The following is a 22,281-nucleotide window of genomic DNA, read 5'->3' as shown; positions in this document are numbered from 1 at the left end:
GCTTGGACCTCGGGGCCCATCGTGCTTCTGGTGTGCGGGTGTTGGCTGTTGTGGGTGCCGGCGGGCTGATCGTGGCTAGCGTCGTTGCATGGCTCGGGATCTGGCACGCGAGACGGCGTTCACGGTGGACCATGCAGCGGTGGCCCTGGCGGGGGCATGCGCTGATGCGGGGCTCACGGCTGAGGGCGCGACTTTGATACGGCTCGGAGAGAACGCGGTCTTCCGGCTGGCTGCCCCGGTTGTGGGGCGCGTCGCTCGATCTGAGGAGTTGATGACCGAGGTCGACAGGTCCGTGCGGGTGTCACGCTGGCTTGAGGAGGTCGGCTACCCAGCGGTGCGTGTCGTGTCGGGCATTCGGCAACCGGTCGTTGCGGCTGGGCAGGCGGTGACGTTCTGGCGTGCTGTTGCCGACGAGGAACGGTTTGCGAGTGCGGGGCAGTTGGGGGAACTGCTGCGTGGGCTGCATGCCTTGGACGTCCCGGAGGATCTCGGGCTTCCTGTGTTGGAACCGCTCGCGAGCACGCGTCGGCGGCTGACTACCTTGTCTGCACTCGGGCGGGACGACGTCGCCTTCTTGGCAGCGCGGACTGACGACCTGCAAGCGCACTATGAAGAGCTGGACTTCGTGCTGCCGTCCGCCGTTGTCCACGGTGATGCGCATGTCGGCAATGCCCTGCTGGATGCGGACGGACGGTCGGTGCTCATCGATCTGGACGGGTTCGCGGTGGGCCCGCGGGAGTGGGATCTGGTGGTGCCGGCCCTGTATGTCGATCGGCTGGGGTGGCATACGGCGGCTGAGTACGACGGCTTCGTCCAGGCGTATGGCTTCGACGTTCTGGGTTGGGACGGCTACTCGGTCTTGGCGGATATGCGGGAGCTGGACATGGTGGTGTGGCTCGCACAGAACGTCGGCCACAGTGCGGAGATCGCGGCCGAGGTGGCGCGCCGTGTTTCTGACCTGAGGAGCGGGACAGTTCGTCGGGACTGGAACGCGTTTTGACCGTGTCGGAGGAACGTGCGGAGTAGCTTCGGCACGTGGTTGCTGACGACGTTTCTTCAGCGTGGCTCGTTCATGGCGAGCGGATCGTCTATGACAACGAGTGGGTACGCGTCCTGCTGGCGGATGTTGAGCTGCCGGACGGGGCGCGTTTCGAGCATCACGTGATCAAGCTGCGGGCTGCCGCGATGGTCGTGTTGATCGATGGGCAGCACCGGGTGCTGCTGGTCTGGCGGCACCGGTTTGTCGCGGACCGGTGGGGCTGGGAGTTGCCTGGCGGCCTGGTCGACGACGACGAGTCGCCGGCGGACGCGGCGGCACGGGAGTTGCTGGAAGAAGTCGGGTACACGGCGAGAACTCTTCGGCACGTGGCACGGTTTCAGCCCATGGTCGGAATGGTCGACTCGTGGCATGACGTGTATGTGGGGGAGGGCCCACGGCGGGTGGCGGAGCCGACCGAGCAGAGTGAGATCGCGCGCATGGAGTGGGTACCACTCGGCCGGATTCCGGCGCTGATCGCGTGCGGGGACATCTGGAACTCAGGCACGTTAGTCGGTGTGCTTCATGTGATCGCGGATCGAAGCGCGTGAGCTGAGGAGCCGCTGCCGCTCGCCTCGTAGCTGCCTGATCAGGGAGTGGCGCGGCACCAAGCGGCCGTTGCGTCATCTTTGGCTTTGCCGCGGGGCCAACGGGCGCCGGTTGGGTCGGCGTCCTCGGCAGCACGGACCTGCGTGATGAGGGCGGCTGGGCCTTCCCGGCGGAGCAGTTCGAGGGCTCCGGGCCAGTCTGTGAGGCTGAAGCGGTCAACTGCTCGGGATGCTCCGTCGCTGAGAACGGAAAGATCGACAACGGAGCTGACAGGGACGGACCCTGTCAGTGCTTCGGTGGCGGCGGTGGGGTCCGCGGCGGCGACCCAGAAGCCGCCAGGCTGGTTGCGGTGGGAGCGCAGGGCCTCCACATACGCGCGGTGGGCCGCGGTGTGTTCGGAGGTGCCTGCGGGGGTGGCGTCCATGGCGTCGCGGTACTTGCTGCCAACGAGGGCTTCGCGGTCGTCGGTGATCACGTGGGTCTCGTCGGTGGTCTCAATGACGAGCGTGGAGTCGGCGAGTACGAGGTAGTCGAGGGCATCACCGGTGAGGCGGACAACGATCACGGTGGCGGACGGTGTTCCCGGGTGGGTGAGGTCGCAGGTGTCCGCGTGGAGGGCTGCGGTGGCCTCGACCGCGTCGGCTAGGCAGTCGGTCAGGCTGCGGTCGGTGCTTGAGCTGGCTCGGGTGAACAGATTCAGGCCGAGTCGGGCGACATACCAGGGGACGCCGTGGGAGCACCCGGAGTCGGATCCGGTGGGGGTGCCGCATCCGTCGAGGAGTACGAGGGCGTTCGGGCCTGCTGCGATGAAGTCCTCGTTGGGCCTGGTGGGATCACCGGGCTCGGTCGCGAACTCCACTCGCAGCATGCGCGCTCTCCTAGTCGTGGTTGTAGAACGGGGTCAGGACGCGGACGTTGATCGGCTCGTTGGACTCGGCGTCGTAGTCGACGTTGACGAGGCACGAGAACCGACCTGTTCCGACGCGCTGGTACAGGTCTTCAAGGTCGTTGGTGATCAGGTGGATCACGCCCAATGACCCCTGGGGGTGGATGCCCGTGAGGACGAGAATCAGGCCTTGTCCGTCGGGGCGGGGCAGGCGTCCGAGGTACGCGACATCGTTGTTGGTCTGCGGTGTGGAGTCGACTCCGGCGCGGTGGACCTGGTCTGTCGTGAGATCGCGGAGAGTCCACGGGCCGTCGCTGGCCTTCTCGAACCGGAAGTGCGGATCCTGGGCAAGGACCGACGCGACACCCTCGGAGAGCTTGGGCCCGCAGATCACGATGAGCCCTTGGCGGTTGAGGTCGATCGCCCCACCCAACGGGATGTGCTCGAACTCAGGTTCCAAGCGGTAGGAGCGCGCGAGTTCGGCAAGGCGGTTCGCGCCGGCGAAGTCCTCGGCGGCAAGCACCGGGCGGGCGTTCGCGGCTTCGCGCTTGAGCGGCGTCGCAATGATGACGCGGCTGGTCCCCAGGAACGCGGACTCTGCGGCGGGCGCTGCCTGCTTGAGCTGGTGGATGCGCCCGCGGGTGAGACCTGCGGCGGCGGCGATGTCCGCGTACGAGAGGCCTTGGCCGTGCAGTTCGGTGATGACGCGCTGCCGTAGTCGGGACAGTTCGGTTACCTCGCGTTGCGCCTCGGCCAGTCGTTCGGTGGCTGCTTTGAGCAACGCGAACGGGTCCGTGATGGCGGCGATCCGGTCTGCCTCGGTAGGCACGTCTCCTCCTGTCTCCCCCGTCAGCGCCGAGTCTAGGGGGATAGACAGCACGAGGAAACGCCAGCTTCGGACGAGATTCATGCGGGGTGTGGACATGGCAGTCGCTCTCTTTGCTGGCGTGACAGGGTGTATAGGGGGCTATACAGCACTAGGGAAATTCGACTTCAGGGCGTACGTCCCATGTCATGTCGGCCCAGGCAAGGTGACTGCCGGGGGTGTCTCCGGCGGAGCCCCAGCGAAGGGCGAAGTGTTCGACAATCTTGAGGCCTCGGCCGTAGTCGGCGATGTCGCCGCGGTCGAAGGTTGTTCCGGTGGCGGGGCCGTCGTCGTAGACGAATACAGCGATGCCTCCGCCGAGTGGGAACAGCCACACGCGGACGCTTCCGCCTTGGCCTGACCTGCTGTGCAGCACTGCGTTCGTGGCGAGTTCGGTGACGACGAGCGCGATGGCGTCGACGTTCGGGCATCCCTTCAGGGAGCTGCGGGTGAACTCCCGTGCCACGGGGATGGATTCGGGCACGCCGGGGAGCTGGACGTACCAGCCTTCTTCCGGGGCTTCGGCGAACCACTGGGGGTCACGCATGATGAGATCCTTCCGATGATCTCCGCATTCTGATGATCACTATCAGTGACCTTGTATCCGAGGTTGCAAGCTCGGATACGGGGTTGTCAACTGTTCCGAGCAACTGCGATGGGGGTGGCGTGGAAGAGCCAGGGCAACCGGCGTACGCGCGGGTCGCTGATGTGCTGCGGCACGAAATCACCTCCGGCGTATGGCCGGTGGGTGGCAAGCTGCCCAGCATCGCCCAGCTTGAGGCGCGGTTCGGGGTCAGTGAACAACCGGTGCGGGCGGCCTTGCGGCTGCTGCTCGGTGAAGGCCTGGTTGAAGGGCGCGCTGGGAGCGGGACGTTCGTGCGCGACCGCGGTGCGGTGCTGCGCTTCGCGCGTACTCGTCGTCCTGGTCAAGGTGGTCCGCTGTCGTCGGCGGACGTTCCCGAGGGCGCGCGCGTCGCCTGGTCGCACAGCACGGAACGGGCCTTCGCTACTGCGGCGTTGGCCGGTCGACTCGGGATCGACCTAGGTGACCCGGTGCAGCAAACGCGCTATCGATGCACCGTCGACGGCGCGCCCGTGCAACTCGTGAACAGCTGGGAACCGCTTGCGGTGGTCGGCGGAACGGGCGTACTGCTGCCCGAAGATGGTCCGCTCTGCGGCGCCGGAGTGCCGGCCAGGATGGCTGCGATCGGCTTCACCGTGACGCGCCTCGTCGAGGAGGTTGGGGCGCGTCCGGCTAGCAAGGCTGAGGTGGAGGGGTTGCGGCGCGCGGCGGGCCTGGTCGTTCTGGTCGTGGAGCGTTCGCACTGGGCCGGTGCGCGAGTTGTCGAGACTGCCGACATCGTGATCCCCGGTGACGGTCATCGCCTCGTGTACGAACTGCCAGTGCAGTAAGCGGAATTAGCAGCTCCGGAACCTCTCAAAAGAATCATGTACACCCCCCTAGACACTTCGCGGTAGCCGCTCTTACCTTCGATGTACACCCCCCTAGACATCGTCGTTCGGGGCGGACAGCTCTGACTGTCTAGGGGGATGTACACAGGGAGTTTCGACGATGGCGATCAAGGGTGCGATTCCGGTGGCGTTCGCGGATGTGTTCCCGGTGGGGGCGTACGCGACGAAGGTCGAGGCGGTCTCGGATTTCGAGGCGTCCAAGAGCGGCCAGCAGGTCCAGGCGCGGGACAAGGCGACCGGGCTTCCGATGTGGGCTGTGACGGTGTCCGACCCGGACCCGGATGCGCGGGAGTCCGCGGCGAAGGTCAAGATCCCGGCGTCCGTGATGCCGGTGCTACCGGACGAGCTGCCGGGACTGCCGTTCCGGCCGGTGGAGTTCGAGGGGCTGACGGTCACGCCCTGGGTGAACGGCGCGGGTCGGCTGGCGTACTCGTTCAAGGCCACGGGCCTGCGGGCCCCGGTTGGCGCGGCGAGTAAGGCGGCGGGCAAGGCGGCCTGACCGCAGGTGAGTTCATATGCGGTCCCGGTGCCCCGTGACTTTGGCGGGTCTGGGCTCCGGGACCGCTCCCGATCAAGAGACCTGACGATCCTTTGAAGGGGTGTCCCCAATCATGGCAACGTTCCAGCGCCTGGGGTGGCGCGGGGCCGCGATCGTCGCGGCGGTGTTGTTCCTGGTCTATTCGTTCGCGGAGCTGGCGCTCGGCTCGACCGTGGCGACGTGGGCGTTCGTGTTTGTCGCGCTGCTGGCGGCGCGGTGGTGGCTGTTCTCGTTCTCGGCACGTATACGGCGCGGCTGGCCCAAGCTGACCAAGGCACTTGGCCTGTGGCAGCAGGACCCGATCAAGCGGCTGAACGAAGAGTTCTCGTACGCCTGGCCGAGCATCAGTCAGGTCAAGCAGGTGCCTGGCGGCTACCTGGTGCGGGTGCGGCTGCTGCCCGGCCAGACGCCCGCAAACGTCGGTGACCATACCGATGGCATCGCGCACGCCTGGAAGGTGTTCCGCGTCGACGCGACGTCGCCCGCCCGTGGGGTGGTACTGCTGCGGGCCTGGCTGACAGACCCGCTGGACAAGCCGTTCGGCCCGGCAGAGATGGGCATGCCCGGTCTGGCCAACCGACCGACAGTGCCTGCCCCACGCCAAAGCAAGGCGCTGCCTGCGCCGACTCGGGATCTGTGGGCGCCGAACTACGCCTCGGTGGAGTTGGGTCGGTGTGACGACGGGTCGCCGTGGGTGCTGCGGCTGCATGGCACGCACGTCCTAGTCGCGGGCGTCACCGGTGCGGGCAAGGGCTCGGTGCTGTGGGGCGTCACGCGCGGTCTGCTGCCGGCGGCTCGCGCGGGCTTGGTGGAGCTGTGGGCGCTGGACCCGAAGCGGATGGAGCTGTCGTTCGGGCGGGCGCTGTTTCAGCGGTACTCCAGCGACCCGACCGAAATGGTTGAACTGCTGGAAGATGCCGTAGCGGAGATGTCCGCTCGGGCCGACCGGTTCGCGGGTGTCGTCCGCAAGCACGAGCCCTCCCCGGACTGCCCGTTCGTCGTGGTCATCGTCGACGAACTCGCGTTCCTCACCGCGTACCAGCCGGATCGGGACCTCCGGAAGCGCGCGGACGCGGCGATAGCCACACTGACCAGTCAGGGCCGGTCGGTCGGATTCTGCGTGCTCGGTGCGCTCCAGGATCCGCGCAAGGAGGTCATGAACCTCCGCAACCTGTTCCCCGATCGGATCGCGCTGCGGCTGGACGAACCCACGCAGGTCGACATGGTGCTCGGGCAGGGCGCGCGGGACCGCGGGGCGGAAGCGGATCTGATCTCGCCTGTGCCTGAGGTCGGGGCCGGTGTGGGCTACGTGAAGCGCGAGACGCATCCCGAACCGGTGCGGGTGCGGGCGGCGTACGTGTCTGACGCGGACATCGCCGCGATGGTCCGCGACCTTCCGGCTGGCGGTGGGTCATGAGCGGGCGGCCGTCGGCGGTGGACATGGCGCGGGTGGCCGTGGTGCTGCGGTGTTTCGCGGACTTCGTCGCGGCGCGTCCGGGCCTTCCGGTGCTGGTGGGGCTGCATGTCGACTGGTCGCACGTGACCGAGCGGTGGTCGATCAAGGGCCAGTTGCCCGGCGTCGATGTGGCGGATCTGGAGCGGTGGGCGCTGGCGCTGGATGACCCGTCGGTGACGTCGTACGAGTCGGAGGGCTACTACGTCGGGCCGCACGAGCACCGCGAAGTGCACGGCACCGTGCACGGTCACCGTGTCTCGGTGTGGGTGCATCTGCCACTCGGGAGCGCACGATGAGCGCCGCAACGACGCGGGTGGAGCGGGCCCGCATGCCTCTCGCGAAGGAGGTTGTGCGGGCCGCTGCCCTCGAACATAGGGTGTGCGTCCGGCCCGTCGCGCTGCGGCGCACGGACATCACGACCGGTCAAGTGGAGATCGTGGACGTGCCGTGCGGCGCGACGCTGGCGAGCGTGTGCCCGTCGTGTGCGGAGCGGAAGCGGCAGCTTCGCATGGCGCAGTGCCGTGAGGGCTGGCATCTGACCGAGGAACCGGACCTCGACGCGGACGAACCGACCGAAACACAGCGGTGGCTCGCGGAGATCCGCGCGGACCTGACCAAGGAACACGACACCGCCGGCGGAGCCGAACGCGAGCAGCTCGCCGCGGACCTGGTCGCGGTCGACGAAGAGATCGAACGCGCGGGAGTGCGCGGGAGGGTCGATCCGGACAAGGCGTCCCGGCGCGTGCGCTCGACTCGGCGTCGCCAGGACGCGTCCGACCTGCCCCGGCGCCCGGTCGATGCCCGCACGATCGGCAAGGCGTACACGGCACCGGACGGGAAGACGTTCCGGCCGTCACTGTTCGTCACGCTCACCCTCCCGTCGTATGGACGGGTTCGGTCGGACGGAACACCCGTCGACGCGGCGAAGTATGACTACCGGCGGGCCGCACGGGACGCGCTGCACTTCTCCAAGTTGGTCGACCGGTTCGTGCAGAACCTGCGCCGGTTCGTCGGCTTCGACGTCCAATACTTCGCGGCGGTCGAACCGCAACGGCGCCTGGCTCCGCACGTCCACTTGGCCATCCGGGGCACGGTCTCGCGCGCGGAGCTGCGGCAGGTCGCGGCGGCGACGTATCACCAGGTGTGGTGGCCACCGTGCGATGAACCCACGTACGTCGGCGACGCGATCCCCGTGTGGGACCACGAGCACGAGACGTACCGGGACCCGGAGTCGGGCGCGGCTCTGCCCACGTGGGACGAAGCACTTGACGACCTGGACACGGACGAGACAGCGGAACCGGTGCACGTCGCCCGGTTCGGCGTCCAGGTCGACGCGAAGGGCGTCCTCGTGGGCTCGGCGGACGCGCGACGGTGCATCGGCTACCTGGCCAAGTACCTCAACAAATCGGCGCACGAGTGCCACGAACCGGCGACCGACGCCGAACGGGCCCACGTGGACCGGCTGATGGACGTGTTGCGGTACGAGCCGTGCTCGCCCGCGTGCGCGAACTGGCTGCGGTACGGCGTCCAACCCAAGAACGCCCGTGACGGGATGCGGCCCGGCCACTGCAAGGCGAAGGCGCACCGCCGGACCCATCTCGGCTACGGCGGCCGGCGGGTCCTGGTCTCGCGGAAATGGTCGGGTAAAACGCTCGCCGATCACAAGCATGAGCGGCGGGCGTGGGTGCTGGATCTGGTCGGCGAGATGGCGGACCGCGGCGCCGATCCGAACCGCTACGTCTGGGAGCACGCGGCCCCGTCGGACCCGGACGTGCCTTCGATCTCGCACCGCCTCTTAAGAGCGGTCTCCGAACGCGTCCGCTGGCGCGCCGCACTCGACGCGGCCAAGGCAGCCGCAGACGGGGAGCTCGACAATTCGGCAACTCGGGGGAGGGCGGCATGACGAAGCGGAGGGCGTCGGCCTACGCGGATCTGATGACGGTTCCGGAGGTCCTGGTGGAGCTGAAGGACATCTCCCGACGGACCTTCTACCGGTGGCGGGAACTGGGGATCGCTCCGAGGTGCCTCAAACTCCCGAACGGCGAACTGCGTGTTCCGCGTGAGGACTTCTTGGCCTGGCTCGATGAGCGAATGGAGGGAGCGGCATGACCGGCAAGTCCTACCGCGTGCGCGTGTTCGCCATCAGCCTGAACAAGTCGAGTAAGAAGCCGACGTACGTGGTCCGTTGGCAGGTCGGCACGGAACGCTTCTCACTGACCTTCAAGACGACGACCTTGGCTGACCGATTCCGTGGTCGGCTGATTCGCGCGACGGAGGATGGCGAGTCCTTCGACATCACCACGGGCCTGCCCGGTTCGCTGGCTGTGGCCAAGGCTGAGGTCTCGTTGTACGCCTTCGCGCTGGCGTACATGGATATGAAGTGGCCGACGGCGGCCGCGAAGACGCGGGCGAGCATGACGGAAACGCTCATGACGGTGCTTCCGGCTCACGTGCGGGACGTGAAGGGGCACACCAAGCCCAGCGTCGACACGCTTCGTCGGGCTCTCCGGCGGTACGCGCTGCCTCCGACTCGCCGGAAGCTGGAGCGCCCGCGAGAGATCGCCCAGGCACTTGCCTGGCTCGACAAGGCGTCGATGCCGGTGGCCGATCTGAAGGAGCCCAAGCACGTACACGCCGTTCTCGATGCCCTCGGTCGCAAGCTCGATGGCACCGCGGCCTCGGCGGAGACGACCAGGCGCAAGCGGTCGGTGCTGTACAACGTCCTCGACTTCGCGGTCGAGCTGGGGCACTTGGACGCGAATCCGATCGACCGCGTGAAGCGCAAGCGGATCATCGTGACGGAGGTCGTCGACCGGCGCGCGGTGGCGAACCCTGTGCAGGCGAAGTCGTTGCTGACAGCGGTGTCGTACGTTGGCGGATTCAAGCGTGCAGGCGGCCGGAAGCTCACCGCGTTCTTCGCGGTCATGTACTACCTCGGGACTCGTCCGGCGGAAGCGGTCAACCTGAGGCGACAGGACTGCGAACTCCCCGAACGAGGTTGGGGACTGGCCACCCTTCACCGCACCCGTCCCACGGTCGGCAGGCTGTGGACCGACAGCGGCGAGGGCCATGACGATCGCGGGCTGAAGCAACGAGGCGAGAAGGACACGCGGCCCGTGCCGGTTCCTCCGGTGCTCGTGCGGATCCTCCGCCAGCACATCGAAGAGTTCGGGACACACAAGGACGGGCGGCTGTTCCCGAGTGAGCGGGGTGGGGTCCTGGCCTCCTCGACCTACTCCCGAACCTGGAAGGCGGCCCGGGAGTTTGCGCTGACTCCCGAGCAGGTCGAATCGCCGCTGGCTGCCCGGCCGTACGACTTGCGGCATGCCTGCGCGTCGCTGTGGCTCAACTCGGGTGTCCCGGCTCCGGAGGTCGCGGAGCGCCTGGGGCACTCCGTGGACGTGCTGCTCAAGATCTACGCCAAGTGCATCGACGGTCAGCGGGGCACGATCAACAAGAAGATCGCGGAAGCACTCGGAGACGATGAGGACGACGGCGCCGGGGACGACGAGTGATTGAGCGACGCACCACAGAAGGGCCCTGGATATCCGGGGCCCTTCGCACATGTTCGGCGCTCGCCAGGTCAGATCAGTCGGCGGATCCGCTCGGCCTCGGCACAGGCCGTTGCTGCGCTGGCACTGGCGCTCGCCCGGTCACTGTCGAAGAGGAGCACGAGGGAGAGTGCTTCGAGCGCTTCGGCCTTGGCGACGTACCAGGCAGCAAGGGCTTCGGCGTGGTCGCCGTCCGGCCTCTGCGCCCGGACCGCGCGGAAGTGCCTCAGCGCTGCCGTCAGCTCAGGGGGTAGCGACACCGGAAGGTGCCTTCTCTCGTCAAAATACGAAGTGACCTGCGGAAACGCGGTCAAGATCATCGCACGCATATTGCACAGCGGCTGTCATGGGGCTGCGTTGGGCGGCGCACGGTGGCCTACGGGTGGGATCTTGGTCTGATCCCGGAAAGAAGAAACCGCCAGGTCAGCTGGTGTTTCAGCTGCTGGCGGTGATCGAGCTTGGGTGCCCCTGGCAGGATTCGAACCTGCGCACACGGCTCCGGAGGCCGTTGCTCTATCCCCTGAGCTACAGGGGCTCGATGTGCGAGAACACTACCAGTTTGATCGGGGTGGGTGCGCCGGGGTTTTGGTGGGTGGGGGGCGGGGGTGGGGGCGTGGGGGGGGTTCGGGGTGGGGGAGTGGGTGGGGGCGTGGGGGTTCAAGGGGGGTTAAAGGCGGGGTGGGAAGTGGGGTTTTGGCGCGGGGCGGTGGGGTGGGCGCTTAGGGTCGGGGGGTGGGCGGTAGGCCGGGGGTGCGGGCCGGGCGGGTGCTTGTCGTGGATGACGACGAGGTGATCCGGCGGCTGATCAGCGTGAATTTGCAGATGGAGGGCTTCGAGGTCGCCACTGCGGTGGACGGTGAGGAGTGCTTGGGGAAGGTCCACGACGTGCGGCCGGACCTGGTGACTCTGGATGTGATGATGCCGCGGCTGGACGGGATTCGGACGGCGGCTCGGCTGCGGGCGGATCCGCGGACCCGGCATCTGAAGATCGTGATGATAAGTGCGTGTGCGCAGAGCGCGGACATCGTGCGGGCCCGGGAGGCCGGGGTGGATGCGTACCTGACGAAGCCGTTCGATCCGGATCAGTTGATAAGGGTTGTGCGGGGGTTGTCGTTCGGGTGAGACAACTCGGGTGAGGCGGCCCGTGTGAGGCGACCTGGGGGACGCCGACCTGGGCGCGGGGCTCGCCGGGTTGGGGTGTGGACCGCCGTTCGGGGGATGGCGGGGCGGGGCTGTGGATACCGAGGGGCGTCGGGGGGACGAGGTCGCTTAGGCTTGGGTTCCGTGACCCCCGAAGAACTTTCCCAGGCTGTGTTGTCCGCGGTTCGTGCGTCTGTAGAGGCGGGCGAGCTGGATGTTGCGGTGCCCGAGCACGTGACGGTCGAGCGATCGAAGAACCGTGACCACGGGGACTACGCGACGAATGTGGCGTTGCAGCTGGCGAAGCGTGCGGGGAAGCCGCCGCGGGAGGTCGCCGCGGTTCTGGCCGCGCGCCTGACGGCTGTGGACGGGGTCGCGTCGGTGGACGTGGCCGGGCCCGGGTTCCTGAACGTGACGTTGGACGCGGCGAGCGCGGGTGCGCTGGCGCGGACGATCGTCGAGGGCGGGGCGGCGTACGGGCGGGGCGACAGCCTGCGGGGGCTGAAGATCAACCTCGAGTTCGTGTCGGCCAACCCGACGGGGCCGATCCACATCGGCGGGGTGCGGTGGGCGGCGGTCGGCGACTCGCTGGGCCGGATCCTGCGGGCCGCGGGCGCGGATGTGAGTACGGAGTACTACATCAACGACGCCGGCGTGCAGATCGACAAGTTCGGTGCGTCGCTGATGGCGTCCGCGAACGGTCGGCCGGTGCCCGAGGACGGGTACGTCGGCGAGTACATCAACGACATCGCGGCGGAGATCGTGGCCGCGGAGCCGGATGTGCTCACCAAGCCGGAGGACGAGCAGAAGAAGGTCTTCACGGCGGTCGGGCTGCGGCTGATGGTCGCGGAGATCCAGCGGTCCATGGAGGAGTTCGGCGCGCACTTCGACGTGTGGTTCTCGGAGAAGAGCCTGCACGCGTCGGGTGCCGTGGAGAAGGCCATCGAGCGGCTGCGCGCGCAGGGGCACGTGTACGACGACGGTGGCGCGATCTGGCTGCGGACCACGGACTTCGGGGACGACAAGGACCGGGTCCTCATCAAGAGTGATGGGGAGACGACGTATTTCGCGTCGGACGCTGCCTATTACCTGGACAAGCGCGACCGGGGGAATGAGGTCTGCGTCTACATGCTGGGCGCGGACCACCACGGGTACGTCGGGCGGCTCAAGGCGATCGTGGCCTGCGCCGGCGACGATCCGGAGCACAACATCGAGGTGCTCATCGGGCAGTTCGTGAAGATGCTGCGCGGCGGCCAAGAGGTCCGGATGAGCAAGCGGGCCGGCAACATCATCACGATCGACGACGTGGTGGAGTGGATCGGCGTCGACGCGGCGCGGTATTCGTTGGCGCGGTCGTCCACGGACTCGACGCTGACGCTCGACATCGACCTGTTGACGAGTGCGGCGCGCGAGAACCCGGTCTACTACGTGCAGTACGCGCACGCGCGCACCTGTTCGATCATGAAGAACGCGGCGGCGGCAGGGGTGGACAAGGGGTCCGCCGACCAGTTCAAGCCGGAACTGCTGAGCCACGAGCTGGAGTCGATCCTGCTCGGCGTCCTCGGCGAGTTCCCGCAGGTGGTCGCGAAATCGGCGGAGTGGCGCGAGCCGCACCACGTGGCGCGCTACCTGGAGCAACTGGCCGGGGCGTACCACCGGTTCAACGACAGCAACGACAACCGCGTGCTGCCGATCGGGGACGCCGAGCCGACGGACCTCAACCGCGCGCGGCTGTGGCTGGTCGAGGCGACCCGCACGACCATCGCGAACGGCCTTGAGCTGCTTGGGGTTTCCGCCCCTGAGAGGCTTTGAGCGTCCACCCGCACAGGTAAGCAGCGACACCATCCCGCACCGCGACGCCCCAGGGGAGTCTCCGCACCATGAGCAGGTCCGCACATCCCGCCGGTCCCCGGCACGCCGACGTCCTGCCCGAGGGCCACGCCCTCCCGGCGCCCGAGGACCTCAACGCCCTTGACCCGAAGGTGTGGTCGCTGACGACGAAGCGTGCGGACGACGGCGTCGTGACGGTGGCCGGCATGGACGTACGCGACCTCGCACGCGAGTTCGGCACCCCCGCGTACATCCTCGACGAGGACGACCTGCGGTCCCGGTGCCGCGCCTGGAAGCAGGCGTTCGAGGGCTCCGACGTGTTCTACGCGGGCAAGGCGTTCCTGTGCCGCGCGCTGGTGAAGTGGATCGCCGAGGAGGGCCTGAACCTCGACGTGTGCTCGGGCGGCGAACTGGCCGTCGCGCTCGGCGCGGGCATGGACCCGGCGCGCATCGCGTTCCACGGCAACAACAAGTCGGCCGCCGAGATCGAGCGCGCGATCGAGGTCGGTGTCGGGCGCATCATCGTCGACTCGTACGAGGAGATCGCCCGCGTCGCGTTCGCCGCCGAGCGGCGCGGTGTGACGCAGAAGGTCCTGGTCCGCGTCACGGTCGGAGTCGAGGCGCACACCCACGAGTTCATCGCGACCGCGCACGAGGACCAGAAGTTCGGCCTGTCGGTGAACGACGGCAAGGCGGCCGAGGCGGTACGCCGCGTCCTCAAGCTCGGCTCCCTCGAACTCTTGGGCCTGCACTCGCACATCGGCTCGCAGATCTTCGACACAGCGGGCTTCGAGGTGTCGGCGCGCCGCGTCGTCGCCGTGCTGGCCGCAATTCGCGACGAACACGGCGTCGAACTGCCCGAGATCGACCTCGGCGGCGGTCTCGGCATCGCGTACACGAGTGCCGACGACCCGCAGCAACCGGCTGACATCGCAAGGCAGTTGATCGCGATCGTCGAACGCGAGTGCGCCGCCGCGAACCTGCGCGTGCCGCGCCTGTCGGTCGAGCCCGGGCGCGCGATCGCGGGGCCGAGCACGTTCACGCTCTACGAGGTCGGCACGGTCAAGCACCTCGACGGGCTGCGCACGTACGTCAGCGTCGACGGCGGCATGTCCGACAACATCCGCACGGCGCTCTACGACGCCGAGTACGACGTCGCCCTCGTGTCGCGGGCCAGCGACGCCGAGCCGATGCTGTCGCGCGTCGTCGGCAAGCACTGCGAGTCGGGCGACATCGTCGTACGGGACGCCTACCTGCCCGCCGACCTCGCCCCCGGCGACCTGGTGGCGGTACCGGCGACCGGGGCGTACTGCCGGTCGATGGCCAGCAATTACAACCACGTGACGCGGCCGGCCGTCGTCGCGGTGAAGGACGGCGCGGGGCGGGTCGTCGTACGCCGCGAGACGGAAGAAGACCTGCTCAGGCTGGACGTCGGCTGACACGGCACGGATCGGACCCCACCCGCCGTGACCGGTGCCGACCCGTGACCTGAGCCCGATATGACCGGAACCGGCCGTGACAGGAGCCCGGCCACGACCGGAGCCGGCCAAGACCGGAACCGGCCGTGACGGGAACCGCCACAACCGCCACAACCGCCCCCCGCCGAAAACCGCCCCACCCCACCCCCCTCACCCCGCCCAACCCCCGCAGGACGGGAAAATCTCGCGTGTCCCCGGGTGTCACACGCAAGAATTCCCGTCTCGGATCCTGGACGGACGTGGGATCGGCGGGTGATCCCGGCGACACTGGCCGGATCAAGGGCGCCGCACCGCCCGCGCGGTGGGGGCACCCTGAGATAGACGAGAAGTCCTTGATGAAGCGAGGTCGGATGATGCGTACGCAGCCGCTCAAGGTGGCGCTGCTCGGTTGTGGAGTGGTGGGTTCCGAAGTGGCCCGCATCATGACGACGCACGCGACGGACCTCGCCGCCCGCATCGGAGCCCCCGTCGAGCTGGCCGGTGTGGGCGTACGCCGCGCCGGCCGCGAGCGTCCCGGCATCGACCCGCAGCTGTTCACCACCGACTCCGAGTCGCTGGTCAAACGCGACGACATCGACGTCGTCGTCGAGGTCATCGGCGGCATCGAGCCCGCCCGCACCCTCATCCTGACCGCGATGGAGCACGGCGCCTCGGTCGTCTCGGCCAACAAGGCCCTGCTCGCCGAGGACGGCGCGACCCTGCACGCCGCCGCCGCGAAGTACGGCGTCGACCTGTACTACGAGGCGTCCGTCGCCGGTGCGATCCCGCTGCTGCGCCCGCTGCGCGAGTCGCTTGCCGGCGACAAGGTCAACCGCGTGCTGGGCATCGTCAACGGCACCACCAACTTCATCCTCGACCGCATGGACTCCACCGGCGCGGGCTTCGCCGAGGCACTCGACGAGGCCACCCAGCTCGGGTACGCCGAGGCCGACCCCACCGCGGACATCGAGGGCTTCGACGCCGCCGCCAAGGCCGCGATCCTGGCCGGCCTCGCCTTCCACACGCGCGTCACGGCCGCCGACGTCTACCGCGAGGGCATCACCGAGGTCACCGCGGCCGATGTGGCGAGCGCCAAGAGCATGGACAGCGTGGTCAAGCTGCTCGCAATCTGCGAGCGCAGCGCCGACGGCACGTCCGTCAGCGCCCGCGTGCACCCGGCGATGATCCCGCGGTCGCACCCGCTGGCGTCGGTGCGCGAGGCGTACAACGCGGTGTTCGTGGAGTCCGAGGCGGCCGGCAGCCTGATGTTCTACGGCCCGGGCGCGGGCGGTGCGCCGACCGCGAGCGCCGTGCTCGGCGACTTGGTGGCCGTGTGCCGCAACAAGCTCTCCGAGACCACGGGCCCGGGGGAGTCGGCGTACGCCAACCTCGAAGTGCGTCCCGTCGGACAGGCGGTCACCCGCTACCACCTGAACCTCGACGTGGCGGACAAGCCCGGTGTGCTGGCCGCGGTCGCGGCCGTCTTCGCGAAGCACGATGTGTCGATCGACACCGTCCGGCAGCAGGGCCGCGACGGTGATGCGACACTCGTCATCGTCACGCACAGCGCAACCGACGCCGCCTTGTCGGCGACGGTGGACGAGCTGCGCGGACTCGACATCGTCCGTGACATCGCCGGCATCATGCGGGTGGAAGGGGAATGACGACCGTGAGCGCGGTGGACAACGCGGTGAACCCGGAGACCGGAGCCGCACGCGCCGGACAGACCCGTCAGTGGCGCGGGGTCATCGAGGAGTACCGGGACCGCCTCCCGGTGTCCGCGTCGACCCCCGTCGTCACCCTCCGCGAGGGCGGTACGCCGCTCGTGCCGGCCCAGGTGCTCTCCGAGCGCACGGGCTGTGAGGTGCATCTCAAGGTCGAGGGCGCCAACCCGACCGGGTCCTTCAAGGACCGCGGCATGACGATGGCGATCTCGCGGGCCAAGGAGGAGGGCGCGCGGGCGGTCATCTGCGCGTCGACCGGCAACACGAGCGCGTCGGCGGCGGCGTACGCGGTGCGCGCCGGCATGGTCTGCGCCGTCCTCGTGCCGTCCGGCAAGATCGCGCTGGGCAAGATGGGCCAGGCCCTCGTGCACGGCGCGCGCATCCTGCAGGTGGACGGCAACTTCGACGACTGCCTGACACTGGCCCGCGACCTGGCCGACAAGTACCCGGTGGCACTGGTGAATTCGGTCAACCCGGTGCGCATCGAGGGCCAGAAGACGGCGGCGTTCGAGATCGTCGACATGCTTGGCGACGCGCCCGACATCCACGTCCTGCCGGTCGGCAACGCGGGCAACATCACCGCTTACTGGCGGGGGTACCAGGAGTACGCGAAGGACGGCCTCGCGGCCCGTCGTCCGCGCATGTGGGGCTACCAGGCGGCCGGTTCGGCGCCGATCGTGAACGGCGCCCCGGTCACGTCGCCGCAGACGATCGCGACCGCGATCCGTATCGGCAACCCGGCGTCGTGGGACTTCGCGCTTGCCGCGCGGGACGAGTCCGGCGGCCACATCGACTCGGTGACGGATCGTCAAATCCTTTCTGCGTACCGGCTGTTGGCCTCGCAGGAGGGTGTCTTCGTCGAGCCTTCGTCGGCGGCGAGCGTCGCGGGTCTGCTGAAGGCCGCGGAGCTGGGACTCGTCGACCGGGGGCAGCGCATCGTCTGCACCGTGACGGGCAACGGCCTCAAGGACCCGGACTGGGCGGTCGCGGGTGCGCCGAAGCCGGTCGTCGTGCCGGTCGACGCGGGTGCCGCGGCGGCGCAGCTCGGCCTGGACGGCTGAGCGGCCGACCGCTCGACCTCGGCCCGGCCCCGACCCTGGCATCGACCTCGGCCCGGCCTCGACTTCGGCATCGACTTCGGTCCCGGCCCCGGTCGCGGCCGTGACAAAACCCTGCCGACACCCGCGGCCGGAAAGCGACGTCGGGCGGTGGCCGCGGGAGCGGTACGGATGACCGCAGGAGGGGTACGCGGGAGCGCCCGCGTGCCCCTCCCAGCCGTCCGCGGCCTCCGCGCACCGCCCTGACCTGCCGGTCCGCCCGGTCGCGTCGACAGGGCGACAGGACGGGAAATCGAGAAAATCCCCCGGGCGCGGCGTGCCGCAGGCAAACGACCTTTCGCTACGCTGAACCCTTGACGCGGCTCTGCGACCGTATGCACGGTCCGCGCCCGTCGCATCTGCCGTTCCCCAGTTGCCGGACGCGGCCCACCGTTCACCGTGTCCTTCGAGGCGTCTGCCGGGACCCCACGAGGAGGAGTGTCCACAGCTGATGGCCGGTCCTGCTTTCCGCGCCGCCCCCGTGCGGGTGCGCGTGCCCGCGACGAGTGCCAACCTCGGCCCCGGATTCGACGCCTTCGGGCTCGCCCTCGGCCTCTACGACGACGTCGTCGTACGCATCGCCGACCGAGGGCTCTCGATCGACATCGCGGGCGAGGGCGCCGACAACCTGTCGCGCGACGAGAACCACCTGGTCGTACGCGCCTTGCACGCCACCTTCGAAGCGCTCGGCGGCCGTCCCGCCGGCCTCGAGGTCGTGTGCGCCAACCGCATTCCGCACGGCCGCGGCCTCGGTTCGTCGGCCGCCGCCATCTGTGCCGGCGTGGTCGCCGCCCGGGCGCTGACGATAGGCGGCGCCGAGCGCCTGGACGACGCCGCCGCACTCGGCGTCGCGAGCGCGCTCGAAGGCCACCCGGACAACGTGGCGGCCTGCCTGTACGGCGGCTTCACCACCGCCTGGACCGACGAAGACGGCCCGCACGCGGTACGCACGCAGCCGCACGCGGACATAGCCGCCGTGGTCTTCGTCCCGTCCACCCCGCTTTCCACCGAGGTCGCCCGCGGGCTGCTGCCCGCCCAGGTGCCGCACGCCGAGGCCGCGATCAACGCGGGCCGTGCCGCCCTTTTGGTGACCGCGCTCACCACCCGCCCGGACCTCCTGCTGCCCGCCACCGAGGACCGGCTGCACCAGGACTACCGTTCGCCCGCGATGCCCCACAGCGCCGAGCTGGTCGGTAAACTTCGAGGTCAGGGACATGCCGCCGTGATCTCCGGGGCCGGCCCCACCGTGCTCGCCCTGGTGACCGCCGAACGGGTGGACGAGGTCATCGGCGCCGCGGACCCCGCCTGGGTCGCGACCCGGCTCGACGTCGACACGGAGGGGGCCGGCGTCCTCCCGCTCGGGTAACCCACGAGATGGTTGCTCGTTGGCAAGGGTGCCGTACCACGCGACGCGGTTCGCCTGCGGCTCGTTCGGCCGGTCCGGCTTGCCTCCTTGGCCCGCCAGGCTCCGGTCGGCACGGCTATGGCGGGTTTGGCCAAATGGCCGACACACCGACTCGGAGGCGCCACGGGGTGGGGGAATGTCGTGTGGGTCCGGTAGTGTTAATGTCACCACCGCACCAGGAGTCCAGCCCTCATCGGGCCGGGCCAGTTCGGTGCCCGGTTTCGTTTTCCGTGGCCACGGTCCTACGGGAGCTCCCCCTCCTGCCTGTCCCTCGTGACGAAACGTGGCTCCCCGAAGCCGATCGGCGTCCTCCCGACGCCGTACCGCGAGAATTCCCGGGGCCCCGAGGACTAACTCCCCGCAGATGATCGTGAGCCCGATCCCGACCGCGCCGGACGCAGTTTCGACGATTCCCGCCGCAAGGCGGACCACCGCACCGGATCCGTACCCGGACCATCAGGGCCCGGGACCCGGGCCGGACAGCACAACCGGTCGCCGCGCCGTATCAAGGCCGACGCCCGCTCCAGGGAAGGACCCTTCGTGAGCGACACCACCGATCTCATGGACCAGGCCGCAGACCAGGCCGGGTCCGCCTCCAGTGACGCCACCGCCGCCGCTCCCCGGCGCCGCCGCGCCGCCGGGGGCGGCCTGAACGGCATGGTGCTGGCGGAGTTGCAGCAGGTTGCCGCCGGTCTCGGGATCAGCGGGACCGGCCGTATGCGCAAGAGCCAGCTCATCGAGGCCATCCAGGCAAAGCAGGGCGGCGGCGAGCAGCCGTCGTCCGCCGAGGCCGCTCCCGCACCGGCCGCCGCCTCGCGCGGCACCCGGGCCGCGAAGGCCGCCGCCGAGGCGGCTGCCGAGGCGCCCGCGCCGGAGGCTCCGGCGGCTGCCGCCGAGGCCCCGCCGGTCGCCGAGGCGGAGGCGCCCACGCGTACCCGCCGGGCCGCCCGCCGCGGCGTCACCGACGTCGCGCAGCAGCAGTCGATCGACATCCCCGGCCAGGCCGCGAACGAGGGCGCGCCGACGACGCGCTCGCGCCGTGCCGAGGCCGCCGAGGACGAGCAGCAGCCCGCCAAGGGCCGCCGGGCCGCCGCCGACCGTGCGGCCGCCGACAAGGACGCCGAGGCGCCCGCCGACGACACGCAGTCGGGTGGCGGACGCGGCGAGGGCGGCGAGCGCGAGAGCCGCCGCGACCGTCGCGAGCGCGGCCAGGGCCGCCGTGAGCGCGGCGACGGCGAAGCGCAGCGCGGCGAGCGCACCGACCGGACCGAGCGTGCCGAACGCGGCGAGCGCGGTGAGCGCGGTGAGCGCTCCGGCCGTGCCGAGCGCGGCAACCGCGCCGACCGTGCCGACCGCGGTGAGCGGGCCGGCGGCGGCGAGCGCGGCGACAACCGCGGCGACAACCGAGGCGACAACCTCGGCCCGCAGGACGACGACGACTTCGAGGGCGGCGGCCGTCGGCGCCGGGGCCGTTACCGCGACCGCAACCGTCGCCGTGGCCGTGACGGCTTCGAGGCGAACGAGCCCGTGGTCGCCGACGACGACGTCCTGATCCCCGTCGCGGGCATCCTGGACATCCTCGACAACTACGCCTTCGTGCGGACCTCCGGCTACCTGCCCGGCCCGAACGACGTGTACGTCTCCCTCGCCCAGGTCCGCAAGAACGGCCTGCGCAAGGGCGACGCCATCGTCGGCGCGGTGCGCCAGCCGCGGGACGGCGAGCGCCGCGAGAAGTTCAACGCGCTCGTCCGGCTCGACACCGTCAACGGCTCCGAGCCCGAGCACGCCCGCCAGCGCGCGGACTTCTCCAAGCTGACGCCGCTGTACCCGCAGGAGCGCCTGCGCCTGGAGACCGAGCCGAACATCCTGACGACCCGGATCATCGACCTGGTCGCCCCGATCGGCAAGGGCCAGCGCGGCCTCATCGTCTCGCCGCCCAAGGCCGGCAAGACGATGGTGCTCCAGTCGATCGCCAACGCGATCACGCACAACAACCCCGAGTGCCACCTCATGGTCGTCCTCGTCGACGAGCGGCCCGAAGAGGTCACCGACATGCAGCGCTCGGTCAAGGGCGAGGTCATCTCCTCGACCTTCGACCGGCCGGCCGAGGACCACACGATCGTCGCCGAGCTCGCGATCGAGCGCGCCAAGCGCCTGGTCGAACTGGGCCACGACGTCGTGGTGCTGCTGGACTCGATCACCCGTCTGGGCCGCGCGTACAACCTCGCCGCGCCCGCGTCGGGCCGCATCCTGTCCGGTGGTGTCGACTCGACCGCGCTCTACCCGCCGAAGCGCTTCTTCGGTGCGGCGCGCAACATCGAGAACGGCGGCTCGCTGACCATCCTCGCCACCGCGCTGGTCGAGACCGGCTCGCGCATGGACGAGGTGATCTTCGAGGAGTTCAAGGGCACCGGCAACATGGAGCTCAAGCTCGACCGCAAGCTCGCCGACAAGCGGATCTTCCCGGCGGTGGACGTCGACGCGTCCGGCACCCGCAAGGAGGAGATCCTCATGGCGCCGGAGGAGCTCGCGATCGTGTGGAAGCTGCGCCGCGTGCTGCACGCGCTGGAGCAGCAGCAGGCGATCGAGCTTCTTCAGGACAAGATGAAGAAGACGAAGAGCAACGCCGAGTTCCTCATGCAGATCCAGAAGACGACCCCGATGCCGAACGACTGACGGTCCGTCCGTCGGCCGGTTCCCGGAACCGCCTTCACGACGGAGGGCCTCGCCGACCGCCTCGCGCGGCGGCGGGGCCCTCCGCCTGTGCCCGCGGCCTGTCGCCCACGTGCGCCGCTCACGTGTGTCACGCGTGCGGCAACCGGTGGGCGGGGCACCCGATTTTGGTCGTACCGCCCCCTGCTGGCACACTGGTATGTCGGCCCCGGTTCACGTCCGCCCCTTCCTGATGGTGGCGACCCGGTGCCCTCCCGATTCGTCAAGGAGACCCCTGTGAAGCCCGAGATCCACCCGGAGTACGTGGAGACCGTCGTCTCTTGCACCTGCGGTGCCACGTTCACCACCCACAGCACGGCCACGAGCGGCAAGATCAACGCCGACGTGTGCTCGCAGTGCCACCCGTTCTACACGGGCAAGCAGAAGATCCTCGACACCGGCGGCCGCGTCGCCCGCTTCGAGAAGCGCTTCGGCAAGGGCCCCGGCGCGGGCAGCAAGTAGCGACTTTCGACGCCGGAGGGGCGCGCAGGGCTCGGTCGAGTCCTGCGCACTCCCTCCGGCGTCGTTCGTTTGTCCGCGCCCTTTCGTACGCCGTCACCGC

The 22,281-nt window shown here is 69.4% G+C and carries 21 protein-coding genes and 1 tRNA gene; 17 read left to right on the top strand and 5 right to left on the bottom strand.

Annotated elements, in window-relative coordinates:
- The first annotated feature begins 88 nt into the window (after positions 1–88).
- Positions 89–1,000, top strand: coding sequence for a phosphotransferase family protein (locus ACWD12_RS00520; RefSeq protein ID WP_450097725.1), 912 nt, complete (start codon positions 89–91; stop codon positions 998–1,000).
- 35 nt (positions 1,001–1,035) lie between these two features.
- Entirely contained in the window at positions 1,036–1,587 is a 552-nt protein-coding gene (locus tag ACWD12_RS00515; RefSeq protein ID WP_450097724.1) for an NUDIX hydrolase, read from the top strand.
- A 38-nt stretch (positions 1,588–1,625) separates the two neighbouring features.
- On the opposite strand, the gene ACWD12_RS00510 is transcribed toward ACWD12_RS00515, so the two are convergent.
- From ACWD12_RS00510 to ACWD12_RS00500, 3 genes are all read right to left on the bottom strand, one after another.
- Positions 1,626–2,453 carry a protein phosphatase 2C domain-containing protein gene (locus ACWD12_RS00510; RefSeq protein ID WP_450097723.1) on the bottom strand — a complete coding sequence of 276 codons (828 nt, stop codon included), beginning with the start codon at positions 2,451–2,453 and terminating at the stop codon, positions 1,626–1,628.
- Between the two features lie 10 nt (positions 2,454–2,463).
- Positions 2,464–3,300 carry a sigma-70 family RNA polymerase sigma factor gene (locus ACWD12_RS00505; protein ID WP_450097722.1) on the bottom strand — a complete coding sequence of 279 codons (837 nt, stop codon included), beginning with the start codon at positions 3,298–3,300 and terminating at the stop codon, positions 2,464–2,466.
- 148 nt (positions 3,301–3,448) lie between these two features.
- Complete coding sequence (locus ACWD12_RS00500) at positions 3,449–3,883, bottom strand: ATP-binding protein (protein ID WP_450097721.1); 435 nt, start codon at positions 3,881–3,883, stop codon at positions 3,449–3,451.
- A 119-nt stretch (positions 3,884–4,002) separates the two neighbouring features.
- Between ACWD12_RS00500 and ACWD12_RS00495 the strand changes: the two genes are divergently transcribed.
- The 7 genes from ACWD12_RS00495 (at position 4,003) to ACWD12_RS00465 (ending at position 10,318) form a co-directional block, all read left to right on the top strand.
- Positions 4,003–4,749, top strand: a complete 747-nt coding sequence (locus tag ACWD12_RS00495) for a GntR family transcriptional regulator (RefSeq protein WP_450097720.1) — start codon at positions 4,003–4,005, stop codon at positions 4,747–4,749.
- A 160-nt stretch (positions 4,750–4,909) separates the two neighbouring features.
- Positions 4,910–5,308: a plasmid replication, integration and excision activator gene (locus ACWD12_RS00490; RefSeq protein WP_450097719.1), complete on the top strand. Its 399-nt coding sequence runs from the start codon at positions 4,910–4,912 to the stop codon at positions 5,306–5,308.
- A gap of 112 nt (positions 5,309–5,420) precedes the next feature.
- Entirely contained in the window at positions 5,421–6,764 is a 1,344-nt protein-coding gene (locus tag ACWD12_RS00485) for an FtsK/SpoIIIE domain-containing protein (RefSeq protein ID WP_450097718.1), read from the top strand.
- A complete protein-coding gene (locus ACWD12_RS00480; protein WP_450097717.1) occupies positions 6,761–7,099 on the top strand; it encodes a hypothetical protein in 339 nt (112 codons plus the stop codon). The genes ACWD12_RS00485 and ACWD12_RS00480 overlap by 4 nt, the downstream gene beginning before the upstream one ends.
- The gene (locus ACWD12_RS00475) at positions 7,096–8,706 is read left to right on the top strand and encodes a replication initiator (protein WP_450097716.1); all 1,611 of its coding nucleotides are present in this window, start codon (positions 7,096–7,098) and stop codon (positions 8,704–8,706) included. Before ACWD12_RS00480 ends, ACWD12_RS00475 begins: the two co-directional genes overlap by 4 nt.
- Positions 8,703–8,912, top strand: coding sequence for a helix-turn-helix transcriptional regulator (locus tag ACWD12_RS00470; RefSeq protein WP_450097715.1), 210 nt, complete (start codon positions 8,703–8,705; stop codon positions 8,910–8,912). Before ACWD12_RS00475 ends, ACWD12_RS00470 begins: the two co-directional genes overlap by 4 nt.
- Positions 8,909–10,318 carry a tyrosine-type recombinase/integrase gene (locus ACWD12_RS00465; protein WP_450097714.1) on the top strand — a complete coding sequence of 470 codons (1,410 nt, stop codon included), beginning with the start codon at positions 8,909–8,911 and terminating at the stop codon, positions 10,316–10,318. Before ACWD12_RS00470 ends, ACWD12_RS00465 begins: the two co-directional genes overlap by 4 nt.
- Positions 10,319–10,386: 68 nt before the next feature.
- Here the strand turns inward: ACWD12_RS00465 and ACWD12_RS00460 are convergent, their stop codons facing one another.
- On the bottom strand, positions 10,387–10,674 hold the full coding sequence (locus ACWD12_RS00460; protein WP_450097713.1) for a hypothetical protein: 288 nt from the start codon (positions 10,672–10,674) through the stop codon (positions 10,387–10,389).
- Between the two features lie 143 nt (positions 10,675–10,817).
- Positions 10,818–10,889: transfer RNA gene (locus ACWD12_RS00455), tRNA-Arg, on the bottom strand.
- 230 nt (positions 10,890–11,119) lie between these two features.
- Between ACWD12_RS00455 and ACWD12_RS00450 the strand changes: the two genes are divergently transcribed.
- The 8 genes from ACWD12_RS00450 (at position 11,120) to rpmE (ending at position 22,181) form a co-directional block, all read left to right on the top strand.
- Complete coding sequence (locus ACWD12_RS00450; RefSeq protein WP_450098187.1) at positions 11,120–11,476, top strand: response regulator transcription factor; 357 nt, start codon at positions 11,120–11,122, stop codon at positions 11,474–11,476.
- Positions 11,477–11,638: 162 nt separating this feature from the next.
- Positions 11,639–13,306 carry an arginine--tRNA ligase gene (gene argS / locus ACWD12_RS00445; protein WP_450097712.1) on the top strand — a complete coding sequence of 556 codons (1,668 nt, stop codon included), beginning with the start codon at positions 11,639–11,641 and terminating at the stop codon, positions 13,304–13,306.
- Positions 13,307–13,374: 68 nt separating this feature from the next.
- Complete coding sequence (gene lysA / locus ACWD12_RS00440) at positions 13,375–14,763, top strand: diaminopimelate decarboxylase (protein WP_450097711.1); 1,389 nt, start codon at positions 13,375–13,377, stop codon at positions 14,761–14,763.
- 389 nt (positions 14,764–15,152) lie between these two features.
- Positions 15,153–16,445: a homoserine dehydrogenase gene (locus ACWD12_RS00435; protein ID WP_358347677.1), complete on the top strand. Its 1,293-nt coding sequence runs from the start codon at positions 15,153–15,155 to the stop codon at positions 16,443–16,445.
- Entirely contained in the window at positions 16,442–17,566 is a 1,125-nt protein-coding gene (gene thrC / locus ACWD12_RS00430) for a threonine synthase (protein ID WP_358347606.1), read from the top strand. Before ACWD12_RS00435 ends, thrC begins: the two co-directional genes overlap by 4 nt.
- Before the next feature lie 487 nt (positions 17,567–18,053).
- Complete coding sequence (gene thrB / locus ACWD12_RS00425; RefSeq protein ID WP_450097710.1) at positions 18,054–18,968, top strand: homoserine kinase; 915 nt, start codon at positions 18,054–18,056, stop codon at positions 18,966–18,968.
- A gap of 579 nt (positions 18,969–19,547) precedes the next feature.
- Positions 19,548–21,683 (top strand): transcription termination factor Rho, encoded by a 2,136-nt coding sequence (rho, locus tag ACWD12_RS00420; RefSeq protein ID WP_450097709.1) that lies wholly within the window; start codon positions 19,548–19,550, stop codon positions 21,681–21,683.
- 273 nt (positions 21,684–21,956) lie between these two features.
- Positions 21,957–22,181, top strand: coding sequence for a 50S ribosomal protein L31 (gene rpmE, locus ACWD12_RS00415; protein ID WP_358347614.1), 225 nt, complete (start codon positions 21,957–21,959; stop codon positions 22,179–22,181).
- The last annotated feature ends 100 nt before the right edge of the window (positions 22,182–22,281 follow it).

This window comes from Streptodolium elevatio (assembly GCF_053592165.1).
Note: the sequence above shows the minus strand (reverse complement) of the source record. Positions and strands in the feature narration are given on the sequence as shown.

Excerpts from the sequence above, each read along its gene's own strand:
- ACWD12_RS00520 (WP_450097725.1), top strand. The coding sequence starts at position 89 with ATGGCTCGGGATCTGGCACGCGAGACGGCGTTCACGGTGGACCATGCA.
- ACWD12_RS00510 (WP_450097723.1), bottom strand. The coding sequence starts at position 2,453 with ATGCTGCGAGTGGAGTTCGCGACCGAGCCCGGTGATCCCACCAGGCCC.
- ACWD12_RS00500 (WP_450097721.1), bottom strand. The coding sequence starts at position 3,883 with ATGCGTGACCCCCAGTGGTTCGCCGAAGCCCCGGAAGAAGGCTGGTAC.
- ACWD12_RS00490 (WP_450097719.1), top strand. The coding sequence starts at position 4,910 with ATGGCGATCAAGGGTGCGATTCCGGTGGCGTTCGCGGATGTGTTCCCG.
- ACWD12_RS00485 (WP_450097718.1), top strand. The coding sequence starts at position 5,421 with ATGGCAACGTTCCAGCGCCTGGGGTGGCGCGGGGCCGCGATCGTCGCG.
- ACWD12_RS00480 (WP_450097717.1), top strand. The coding sequence starts at position 6,761 with ATGAGCGGGCGGCCGTCGGCGGTGGACATGGCGCGGGTGGCCGTGGTG.
- ACWD12_RS00475 (WP_450097716.1), top strand. The coding sequence starts at position 7,096 with ATGAGCGCCGCAACGACGCGGGTGGAGCGGGCCCGCATGCCTCTCGCG.
- ACWD12_RS00470 (WP_450097715.1), top strand. The coding sequence starts at position 8,703 with ATGACGAAGCGGAGGGCGTCGGCCTACGCGGATCTGATGACGGTTCCG.
- ACWD12_RS00465 (WP_450097714.1), top strand. The coding sequence starts at position 8,909 with ATGACCGGCAAGTCCTACCGCGTGCGCGTGTTCGCCATCAGCCTGAAC.
- ACWD12_RS00460 (WP_450097713.1), bottom strand. The coding sequence starts at position 10,674 with ATGATCTTGACCGCGTTTCCGCAGGTCACTTCGTATTTTGACGAGAGA.
- lysA (WP_450097711.1), top strand. The coding sequence starts at position 13,375 with ATGAGCAGGTCCGCACATCCCGCCGGTCCCCGGCACGCCGACGTCCTG.
- ACWD12_RS00435 (WP_358347677.1), top strand. The coding sequence starts at position 15,153 with ATGATGCGTACGCAGCCGCTCAAGGTGGCGCTGCTCGGTTGTGGAGTG.
- thrC (WP_358347606.1), top strand. The coding sequence starts at position 16,442 with ATGACGACCGTGAGCGCGGTGGACAACGCGGTGAACCCGGAGACCGGA.
- thrB (WP_450097710.1), top strand. The coding sequence starts at position 18,054 with ATGGCCGGTCCTGCTTTCCGCGCCGCCCCCGTGCGGGTGCGCGTGCCC.